Annotated in this window: 7 protein-coding genes and 2 pseudogenes; 3 read left to right on the top strand and 6 right to left on the bottom strand. The window is 54.8% G+C overall.

What is annotated here, in order from left to right:
* Positions 1-92: 92 nt before the first annotated feature.
* Positions 93-1703 carry a 5-guanidino-2-oxopentanoate decarboxylase gene (locus ACOQOY_RS00350; protein ID WP_420583507.1) on the bottom strand — a complete coding sequence of 537 codons (1611 nt, stop codon included), beginning with the start codon at positions 1701-1703 and terminating at the stop codon, positions 93-95.
* Positions 1704-1960: 257 nt separating this feature from the next.
* On the opposite strand from ACOQOY_RS00350, the gene ACOQOY_RS00355 reads away from it, so the two are divergent.
* Both ACOQOY_RS00355 and ACOQOY_RS00360 read left to right on the top strand, forming a co-directional pair.
* Positions 1961-3352, top strand: a complete 1392-nt coding sequence (locus ACOQOY_RS00355) for an FAD-binding oxidoreductase (protein ID WP_420583508.1) — start codon at positions 1961-1963, stop codon at positions 3350-3352.
* Between the two features lie 154 nt (positions 3353-3506).
* Positions 3507-4219 (top strand): annotated as a pseudogene (locus ACOQOY_RS00360) (IS5 family transposase).
* A 529-nt stretch (positions 4220-4748) separates the two neighbouring features.
* On the opposite strand, the gene ACOQOY_RS00365 reads toward ACOQOY_RS00360, so the two are convergent.
* The 5 genes from ACOQOY_RS00365 to ACOQOY_RS00385 all read right to left on the bottom strand — a co-directional run bounded on the left by ACOQOY_RS00365 (position 4749) and on the right by ACOQOY_RS00385 (position 10340).
* Positions 4749-5858 (bottom strand): Fic family protein, encoded by a 1110-nt coding sequence (locus ACOQOY_RS00365; RefSeq protein ID WP_420583509.1) that lies wholly within the window; start codon positions 5856-5858, stop codon positions 4749-4751.
* 152 nt (positions 5859-6010) lie between these two features.
* Complete coding sequence (gene repC / locus ACOQOY_RS00370) at positions 6011-7066, bottom strand: replication initiation protein RepC (protein WP_420583510.1); 1056 nt, start codon at positions 7064-7066, stop codon at positions 6011-6013.
* A gap of 205 nt (positions 7067-7271) precedes the next feature.
* Entirely contained in the window at positions 7272-8246 is a 975-nt protein-coding gene (gene repB / locus ACOQOY_RS00375) for a plasmid partitioning protein RepB (RefSeq protein WP_420583511.1), read from the bottom strand.
* Position 8247: 1 nt separating this feature from the next.
* Complete coding sequence (repA, locus tag ACOQOY_RS00380) at positions 8248-9429, bottom strand: plasmid partitioning protein RepA (RefSeq protein ID WP_420583512.1); 1182 nt, start codon at positions 9427-9429, stop codon at positions 8248-8250.
* Between the two features lie 560 nt (positions 9430-9989).
* On the bottom strand, positions 9990-10340 hold the full coding sequence (locus tag ACOQOY_RS00385) for a hypothetical protein (RefSeq protein ID WP_420583513.1): 351 nt from the start codon (positions 10338-10340) through the stop codon (positions 9990-9992).
* Positions 10341-10596: 256 nt separating this feature from the next.
* On the opposite strand from ACOQOY_RS00385, the pseudogene ACOQOY_RS00390 reads away from it, so the two are divergent.
* Positions 10597-10994, top strand: a pseudogene (locus ACOQOY_RS00390) (IS21 family transposase); the annotation flags it as partial.

A 10994-nucleotide genomic window follows, 5' to 3' on the forward strand; every position in this document is an offset into this window, starting at 1 on the left:
TTGGCCGCAACGGTCATCCCGGCATAGCGTCTTGTCAGTGCTTTCCCCGAACCAGCTTTCCCAGCCGACCACGCCATTCCTGCTTTGAAACATCAGCCGTTCTGGTCAAGGAACTCCATCCCCAGGATCAGGGTGCTTTTGCCCGAAGTCTGGGTCTGACCGATGGCCTCGATCACCTCTTGTTCCGAGCTGACGCGCACGACAGTCCACCCATAGGCAGCACCAATGGCTGCGAAATCTGGTGAGGACAGATCTACCGCGATGGGCGGAACGTTGATGTTCTTCATGTGATTGCTGATCTCCAGATAGCAGGCGTTGTCCCACAGGATCAGCGAGATCGGCAGATCGGCCTCGGCGGCCATTGCCATTTCCGTCAGGGTGAACTGAACCCCGCCATCCCCGGCCACCGCGACGACCGGACGATCCTTGGCAGCCGCCTTTGCGCCGATTGCGGCGGGCAGCGCATAGCCCAATGTGCCGAACCCGGTGGCAGAATTGAACCAGCGTCCGTCGGCCGGGATCGGCAGCAGATCGTTGCCCGCATAAACCGGCTGGGTCGAATCCCCGACAAAGACCGCATCGGGATGCGCCTGCCAAATCGCTCCTAGGCTGCGCGCGATGCCTGCATATAGCGGCGAAAGACCCTGCGCGACGGCAGCGCGGATCTCGGCCACCTGCCCGGCCAGTGGGTTGGATTTCGCGCTCTGCGGCAGGCGCGCCACCACATCTGCAAGCGCAGAACGGGCATCAGACAGGATTTCCAGATCCGCTGACAAGTTCCGTTTCAACTGCTGGGCATCAATGTCGATCCGCACCAGTTTGCCACCGGCCTGAAACGGGCCTGCACTATAGACATTGTAATCGGTCTGGCCCAGCTCGGTCCCGACTGCGATGGTCAGGTCGGCTTGCCCGATCAATCCACGCACCGCCGCCATCGACGGCGACGCGTTCAGGGCGAGCGGATGTTCGTCGCCCAATATCCCCCGCGCGTTGGTTGTGGTGACGACCGGCGCGTTCAGGGCCTCGGCCAGTTGGGTCAGCTCGGCCTGGGCCTGCAACGCTCCGCCACCTGCCAGTATGATCGGGCGCTCGGAAGCGTGGCACAAGTCTGCAAATGCAGCGCCAAGATCGGGATGGATACACGGGGGCTTCATCGGGGTGCTGCGTCGCGCGGGCAGTTCAAGATGGCTTGCATCCGCGCCCATCAGGTCCAGCGGGATTTCGATGTGGACAGGACGCGGGCGGCCCCCTTCGAACACCGCATAGGCGCGCTCCAGCACCGGCAGAATATCGTCTGCATGAGTCAATGTGTGCGAGAACGCCGTCACTTGCGACATCAGCGCGCTTTGGTTGGGCAGTTCGTGCAGGCGACCATTGCCATGACCAAGCTCGCGCGTGGGGTTCACCCCCGACAGGATCAGCATCGGGATGGAATCCGCATAGGCCTGTGCAATCCCGGTCAAAGCATTGGTCAGCCCCGGCCCGGTGATCAGCAGACACACACCGGGCTTGCCGCTCATTCGGGCATAACCGTCGGCGGCAAAGCTGGCACCCTGTTCGTGGCGGGGTGTCACATGTCTGATCGGGCTGTTTGTCAGGCCTCGATACAGCTCGGCGGTGTGAACGCCCGGAATGCCGAACACATGGTCGACATCGTACCGCTCCAGCAGTTTGACCAGATATTCACCAAGAGTAAGTGCCACAATGCCCGTCCTTTTTGAAGTAGCCGTCAGGCTTTCTATATATCAACGCCGCCCCCCCGCTGCTGCGCCCAAAGCGTGGAACAATAGTTGTTATTTCATGAAAAAGTTCGCGCCCGCACGCAGACCACAGGGTTCACTCTGCGCAGTGCCCAAACCGAAACATCAGCGCGTCTGCAATCAATGTTTCGTATAAATGCAATGCGTGAAACCTTGCGGGTCACGTAGCATCGCCACGGGCTTTGTCAGAGGAAACGGGTGTGGCCGCGACTAAAGATATCTTTTCTGCCATTGTCGGGGCAGAGCATGTGTTGACAGCCGAACGGCTTGCAACGCGCAATCCGGGCTATTGTGCGGATGCGATGGGTGCTGCGGTACTGGTGCGCCCCGCCAACAGCGCGGAACTGTCCAGCGTCTGTAAAACCGCAGATGCCTTGGGTATTGGCCTCGTCCCGCACGGAGGTCTGACCGGTCTGGTCGACGGCACCAGGTCACATCCGGGCGAAGTCATCGTCTCATTCGAGCGCATGTCCAGAATTTTGGACATCGACCCCCTGCAAGGCGTCGCGGTGGTGGAACCCGGAGTGACGCTCGAAACCCTGCAATCAGAGTTGGAGCCTCTGGGCCTGATGACCGGCGTCGATATCCCCTCACGCGGGTCCTGCACGATCGGCGGTATGGTCAGCACCAATGCCGGGGGCATCCAGGTTCTGAAATACGGCATGATGCGCGAAAACGTGCTGGGTCTTGAGGTGGTTCTGGCCGATGGGCGCATACTGGACCTGACCAACACATTGGTTAAAAACAACGCAGGATATGATCTGAAACAGATATTCATCGGCAGCGAAGGTACGCTTGGGTTGGTGACAAAGATCGTGCTCAAGCTCTGGCCGATTCCGGCGTCGGCATGTTGCGCAATGCTTGCTTGCGACGACCCTGAGGTTCTGCCCGCGCTGTTCGACAAATCGCGCAGAAACTTCGGTGCCGATCTAATGTCGTTCGAAGCGATGTGGCCCGAATATTACGACGTGACCACATCTCAACCCGGCTTTGGCCGCCCACCACTGCCCAGCGGGCACGGCATCTATGTGATCATCGAGCTATGCGGCCAGTCCGATGCCGAAACCGAAGCGCGTCTTGTTGCGTTTCTTGAACCTCTGCTTGACGACAGAACCATCGCAGACGCGGTGGTCGCGCAATCCGGATCAGAGAGAAACGCGATCTGGCGGTCACGAGAGGACAGTGACGCAGTCGACAGTGTTTTGGGTGCCAGCCTCTCTTATGATGTGGGGTTGAAACTGGCTGATCTGACCAACTACGCAGTTAGGTTACGCAAACGCTGCACCGTAAAGTCTACTGATATCGTGCCCTATATCTTCGGTCATGTCGGAGACGGAAACCTGCATGTGATGTTTGCAATCCATGACGGCGATTTAGGTCGGCGCGAGATATTTGACGGTCTCGTCTACGACACGCTGGCTGAATTCTCGGGAAGCACGATTTCTGCCGAACATGGGATCGGTTTGGAAAAACGTGCCGTTCTGACCAGATCGTTGGCATCGAACACATTAGCAACGCTGGTAGAACTTAAGAAAGCACTTGACCCGTGCAACACGCTTAACCCTGGCAAAGTCATAGCAGCCGATGAGTGACACGCTTGTCTATCCTCACAGTTTTATCGCTTCAGATCTAGGGTCTGTTGACATTTGGGATTCACAATTTGTCTGAACTCTGATTCAAGTTTCCAAAATGGAGGTTTGAATGGACGAAAACCGTTTTGTGATTTCGGATGATCTTTGGGAGAAGATGGCGCTGCTCCTGCCCGGCAAGGCCGGTGACCCGGGGGCGACGGGTCAGGATAATCGACGGTTCATGGAAGCGGTACTTTGGCGCGTACGAACAGGCGCGCCATGGCGTGACCTACCCAAGGATTTCGGTAACTGGAATTCGGTTTTCAAACGCTTTCGTCGATGGGCCAAAGCCGGTGTGTTTGAGAGTCTTTTCAATGCTATAAGCAGAGAGCCCGACCTCGAATACGCTCTGATCGACGGAACAATTGTGCAAGTCCATCAGAAGGCGTCGGGCGCAAAAGGGGGACTCAGCATCAAGCCATCGGACGCTCTCGCGGCGGGCTGACGACCAAGATTGTGGCCCTGGTCGATGCGCTCGGCAACTTGTTCCGTTTTCTGCTTCTACCGGGGCAAGCACACGACATGAAAGGAGTTGCTCCCCTGATCCAGGATGTCTCCTTCGGAGCTTTGCTGGCCGACAAAGCCTTCGATTCTGATTGGCTTCTGAAAGACCTTGATGAGCGCGGCGCTACTGCTGTTATCCCGCCAAAATCGAACCGAAAAATGCTGAGAGACTACGATACCCACATGTACAAGTGGCGTCATCTGATTGAAAATTACTTCGCAAAGATCAAGGAATTCAGAGGTATAGCAACGCGATACGACAAGACCGACATCAGTTACGCTGCTAACTGGCACCTCTGCGCTATGCTCGTCGCCGCACGCTGATTGTCAACAGACCCTAGCCAGTTGGGACAAATGCAGTCGCAAGCGGTCACCGGCGAAACGCCACCGGACGCGGATGCACCAAGCCTCATAAGTGTTGAACCAGAGGCTATTTGCAAGCCGCGCACCGGAAAATGGAACATGGCGGCGTCAATGACAAATCTATGATGAGCGATGAAAGCAATTCTCTGGTCGCCACTCGTTACGCCATCACTTGATCCAGAAGAAAGACCGTGAAAGTGCCGTTTGGATATACCGAATTATTTGGCCATGATACGCGGCTTTTTACGGTGCAAAATAGTTCCGACGCCCCTTAGAGTGTTCCTTTGGTCCACGATCTAAAGCAGTGATGTGCAGCCTAACTGACATAAAAAACAATCGCTTAACAATTTAGTGTATTACCAACAGACACCATCAAGCCGCGAACGCAGTGAACTTCCACTTTCCGCCATTCGTGCCCAAATGAAGACAGCTTGGTCGCTGACGCGAGGCAGCTACATACGAAGGAAGCAGGTGCTGACGCATCAGCCCCCTACCCTACCCGGTCCAGCTTTAGCCAATAGCGTGTGTACCGGAGTTCACCTGTCCGGGTCAGGGCGCCTTTCTCTACCAAATCCTGCAAATCCCGCGTCGCAGTGGCGCGCGACGTTCCTGTAATCGAGATATAGTTCTCGGCGCTCAACCCACCTTTGAACCCATCCGGTCCAGCCTTGAACAAACGCGCGATTGCCTTGCTTTGGCGTGGATTGAATTGATCACGATGCCGGTCGTAGAAATGCGTCTTGGCGATAAAGAAGCCGACCCTTTCAAGCGTCACCTGCTGTGCTGTTAGGACGGTCTCGGCAAACCAAACGAGCCAAGGTGTGACATCCAGCGTCTTTTGATGGCGTTCGAGTTGATCGTAGTACGCCTTCCGCTCTCGCTCGATCGTGAAAGAAAGGGCAATCAGGCTTGGCTGACCAATACTCTGCGCCAGGGACTTTTCGGCCAGCGCCCTGCCCAACCGGCCATTACCGTCTTCAAAGGGGTGAATGCTCTCGAAATACAGATGGCTCAATCCGGCCCGGATCATTGCGCGCAATGGTTCGGGACCATCCGGCGCAGTCTGGTTGAACCAGGTTACGAACTGGTCCATTTCTGCCGAAATCTGATGTGATGGTGGCGCTTCGAAATGCACCGTTGGGCGGTCGAGCCTGCCTGAGACGATTTGCATCGCATCCTCATGGCTCCGGTAAGATCCAATCGTCTCCAGATGCCTGTCATGGGACAGAAGCATGTCATGCCAGCGAAACAGAGTGCCTTGTGATAGCGGTTCCGAATAGGTGGAGTAAACGTCCACCATCATTTCAGAAACACCCTGCTCGCGCGGTTTGGATGGATAGCTGTCGGGAGCCAGTCCAAGATGGCGACGCAAGGAGGACTGCACGCTGAGACGATCCAGCATTTCGCCTTCGATTGCGCTGGTTTTCATTGCCTCTTCGCTCAGCAGATCAATACGCAATTGATCTCGATCCGATGTGTTCACATGATGAACCGCTCCAAAAACTTCCCCTGAGGACAACAGGAACCGTTGCTCGTACGGTTCGAGTCTTGCGGCATCATAACGAAATGACGGCCAGTCGGGGTTCTGCCAATTCCACATCGTGAGGTATAAGGTTCTCGTCTATAGCTCATTATTTATGATTATTTGATCTATAGAGGTCAATCCTATTGCTCATCTTTTCGAACCCTTCAATCCGATCATCAATTGGAAGGGTAATTAAAAGTTGGCAAATCTCTTCCTGTTTCCCAAATTTACGTAGTATTGGAGGTTCGCGAGAGCATTGCTTTTGGAGACAACTCACCCTTCTCTATCTTAGCCAACAATGATTTCAGGTAAGCCCCTGGAGATTGTATGTTTTCAGCACGTTGAAGGATGTAACCGAGAACGATGAAGCGAACAGCTGGGCCGAAGGTTGATTTCATTGCATACCAGGTTTGGCCAAGCCGTAGATATTCGGCGATATCATCCATAAGCCGATCACAGTGGTGCTGATCTTTTGCAAAGCGTAGTTCTGAGCATAGCTGTGGAAAACTGCGCTCCATTTGGTCTGGAGAAACCTGAATCTGAGAAAGTTTTTCTTTCTTAACTTCCGGATTCAAAGAGTCCTCTTTGTGCCCCTCAATTTCACTGTCACTGGCCCTCAAATTTTCTGTATCTGTCTGTGTTATCTCGGAGATTTCCACAGAGATTTCTGCCAGAAGCGTGCTGAGTACACTTGCATCTGGCTTGCGACGCAGAGCATTGCGTACGGTGTTTATCAAATCAGAGATCGCGGTGTCATTTGCTACGAGTTCCCTAAGGCGCGCCAGAGCGGCGGAAACCTTGTCACGGAGCACAGTGAACTCCAGAACTCGGTCAGCATGCCTTTGGGCTTCCTGGATGAACTCAGGGTGCCGTTCATTCAAGGGCATCAAGGAGAGCCCAGTTGCGGTGACCACTCTGCCCTGTCGATCCCGGCGCGCCCATCGCTTGCCGTTCGCGCTCATGACGCGGCGGACAAGGCCAAGCGCAACCAGCGTCGAGATATGACGCTCAACGGTCTGCACGCTGACATGCGTTCGTTTGGCGATCGCCGCGTTGGACGCGAAGCAGATGTGATGATCATCTTGGTCCGCAGCAATCTGATCAACGCCCACAAAAGAAATCATCGCTCTCAGGACATTGAGAGTTGTGGATTTTAACCCAAGAGGTTCTCTGGCTTCTTCAACGGCGCGAAGAAGTATCCATTTTTTGGGCGTACTGCTCCCCTGCCCTGCCGTTGCCGACAAGGTTGCTCCATTTGGAGCCAATGCTGTTAGTGCTTTCATAAGATTTTGTCAGCAGACAAAGAAAACCTGTTCACCCAGAGGCGTTTTTTATTGTGTAGTGATTCGCGGGCTGTTAGGGTTTAGGTGTCTAATCTATAACCACTAGTTGGTTTTCAGCCCTCGGAGCCTCAGGTTTCGGGGGTTTCTTTTTGCTTTTCTCCTTTTTGCTCGTTGCCTCATGTAGAGTTAACAGATGTTAACTCACTTACTCCTCGGCGCTTTCTTTGAAGCGCTCGTAGGAATCTTGAATGATTTGTCCAAGGTTGTCCGAAAGCCAACTTGTGTAGGCTTCATTTTTTCCTGCCCTTTTGATCGTCATGTTCACCGCCGAATTGCTGGTCTTGATAACAACGTCGGGCGCCGGTCGGACTTCTTGTGCTTCTTTCTTGGTAGTCAAACTGCCTAGGAGCCCGTTTAACCGATCGTCTGAATTAGCAACGTTGAGAGCCTCCAAGAGCTTTTTAGCCTTGTCCGTTGTTATCATCCCTTTTCGCAACGCATCGGCGAGTGCCGTCCATTTGGGTCGCCCAGATTTCGGTGCTGGACCAATCATATCCCCGAGATCGTCCGGAATATCGTTTGTGACTCGCTCCAACTGTGACAGCGTGTTCTTGGAAATCGCTAGCGCTGTGATCGCTTCTGAGCGATCATACCCTTGGTTTAGAATTTCGCGTGCGAACCGGGCTCTCTCGTAATAGCTGAGATCAACCCGGGAAGAGTTCTCCAGACCCTTTGCTTGAAGCGCTTCCTTATCATCAAGTGTCCTTACCAGCGCGCGAACTGGCTGGTTTAGATGCTGACAAGCTAAGATGCGACGGCGACCGTAAATGACCTCGAAGTGACCGTCGACTTCTTCGGAAGGACGCAACAGGACGGGAACCTGTTGGCCTCCTGCGTCCTTGATGCTTTCAGCAAGTTCCAGAACAGCTGAATCGACGTACGCCTCGGCGTCAGAGTTAACAGGTGTTAACTCAATTCCAAGCCTGTCCTTCGGGCCCCAGGGCAAAATGAGTGAGGTATCGATGTCTTGGATGCCACCGGCTCCAACGCGGACCGATGCAATCGTACCGCGTGGAAGTGCAGCATTGGCGCGTTCCGTTTTTGTAGGTGGAATTGGCGGGTTTCCTGCTGCCGCTGCAATCGCTGCAGCCATGCTGGTTTTGTTTTGTTTAAGTGCCATTTCAACGGCCCCACGCGGTTTGAATCATATTTGAAACTTCGTGCCCAACGGCATCCATGCTTGATCGGGCGCGGTCATAAGTCGACCGCGTCATTTCTGATCGAACGACTTCGTACATTGTCATTTTCAGCATCGCGGCATCAGCAATCGCAGTGCTTCGTAGCGCAGTTGCACCGATCACCCGATCCTGAAACAACGCCCGCATCAGGCTGACAATTTGCTGAGACGGGGTATCTGAGGGGTCGTCCCGTGTTATGAGAAACTGGAAATTGTCATGGACGATCGGAATCCCGGAGTTTTCAAACTCTTCAAGGTAAGCCGAAGTCATTTCAAGAAACTGCTGCGTAGAGGCCACGTCCAACATGCTCGGTGTCAGCGGCACGATGACAGACGTTGCCGCGAATAACCCCGCCAGCGTCAAGAAACCCAAAGAAGGTGGGCTATCGATAATTATCACATCATAGTCTGTCTCAACCGTCTCGATTGCGTTAGCGAGCCGATTATAAAAGGGGACACCTTTTCGGGCGTAGACAGCGGTTTCTGTTTCAAACTCTGATAAGATCAGCTGGGCGGGGGAAAGGTCCAAACCCGGGAAGTAAGTGGCCCGAATGCAATCGGACATCGGGATCGGATCCTCGTAGCGTAAAGCATCGTAGATCGAGTTGCCCTCAAATTCAATCTCGGGCTGAATGCCGCAGAATCCGGTCAAGCTGCCTTGTGGGTCAAGGTCGACCGCCAGAACGCGATAACCTTGAAGCGCAAGATAGTGACATAGGTGAATGGCCGAAGTGGACTTCGCGCTACCGCCTTTGAAGTTCATAAGTTGAATGACCTGAAGCCGGTCGCCATCGCGACGACCGGGCAGGTATTTTCCAGGCTTTCTGGAGCTGCCTTCAAGGATCTGGCGCATCACTGAGATCTCAACTCCGGAGTAAAAGCGCCGACCATTCTTGTTGACTTCCGGCTCTGGAAGAGAGCCCTCGGCATGGCCTTTTCTAAGGAACTGCCCAGTTGTGCCAAACAGGTCGGCTACTTCTGTCGCACTGAAGAGACGGAGGGTTTTTGACAACTCGGGAGAATACGCTTGAGTCAAGTGGGTCGTCAGTGCAACTTGTAGACGATCAGAGATTTCGCGTGTAACGTGAGACTGCGTATTCGCAGCAATGGGGGTGGTTTGTAACATAGTTGCAGTTTTCCTGCTCATTGTTGTATGGTTGCGCAACTTGAGTACATTTAGGCACTCGTATTCCGATTCATGTCAAGAGAAAAATCAATAACTTGTGGACCGTTTTGCAACCAACACAAGCGCTCTGGAGTTAACAGCTGTTAACTCCAGGGCGCTTGTAGCACTCCAAAGGCGATTAGTGATAGCAGGTCGCCAGTCCGAATTCGATCTCAGAGCTCGCATTTAGGGCAATCAGGCACCAAGTGCGTTGTCTCATTTTGACCAAGCGACGATCTACGACTCGTATAATAAAGCAGCCACCACTTGCGTAAATTACGGGTGGGAACCTCAATTAGGCGCAAAGCCGTAAGGCGTTTTGGGACCGGATAGGTGGGTGCTCTTGGCAGGTTTCGACGGATTGTTCGGCGTGTTAGGGCGGGCGTTCACTTTGACTGCAGAGTCGCTCAGCTGACGAACTGTCCCTGTCGTTACATCTTTTCAGGTTCTGACCTATGGGGAGATGAAAGTGTTGATCAAACAAAAGATGGGGCGGCGGATCAATTGAACCGTAGCTGACCTCATCCCAACAAATCCGCTGCCGGGTTTTCGGCGATATCGATGTCGTCACAATATTTTTGCGCCTGCGCGAGAGAGCGATGCAGCGACAGGCGCATGGCGGCCTGAATGGGCGCACCGTCCGGTGCGGCCTGGGTCAGAAACCCCGAGCGCAGCCCCTGCGGTGAGGCAAAGCCTTCGGGTAATCCAGCCAGCTTCAGCCGGTGCCGGACAATCTGGGAAATCGCATCCGGTGACAGGCGGCGGGTCAGCACCCGGTCCGCCTTGGAGATCGGCCGGAACAGCGGCCCGTCTTCGATTTGCCCGACCGCAATCCAATGCGCCAGCGCCTGCGCGGCACGAGTCTTCAGCACCAGTCGCGGCGTTTCCCCCTTGGTTTGATGAGCGACAACCAAGTTGACCGGCACCGACAGCCAAGTTGGCCGGTGGCTTGAACCGGAATGAGGGCGGAGCCCGATTGGAGGTTTGAGCCACCGGATCGGCCCTTTTGGGAGGGGTACGGGGTAGGTGCTGGCCGCTGTGGCCCGGTAGGTTGGAGACCTCTGAACGTGAATACGGAGGTTCCGAATGCCGGGGAAACCCGTCACCGACCAGCAAATGAGATTGTACATGTCCGACCGACCCTTTCATAACCAACGTGTTGCCGCAGCCCGTGCCGGTTTCAGCGAACGCACCGGGCGCAGGATTGAAGCAAACCCGGTACTGCCTTCGCAGCGCAAACCAGTCCGTGGTCGCACCGTCCCTGATCCTTTGGAGGCTGTGTGGCAGCCTATCCTGATCCCGCTCCTCGAACGGGATTCTTCCGTGCAAGCTGTGACGTTGCTCCGTCATTTGCAGATGCTGGATCCTGACGGCTTCCCCGATGATCGGGTCCGGCGGACGCTGGAACGACGGGTTCGGGAGTGGCGCGCCCTGCATGGCCCCGAGCGCGACGTGATCTTTCGCCAGTCCCCGGAGCCAGGGCGTATGGGACTGTCGGACTTCACCGATGCGACTGAACTCGGCGT

It is taken from the genome of Ruegeria sp. (genome assembly GCF_965221235.1).
Classification (GTDB): Bacteria; Pseudomonadota; Alphaproteobacteria; order Rhodobacterales; family Rhodobacteraceae; genus Ruegeria.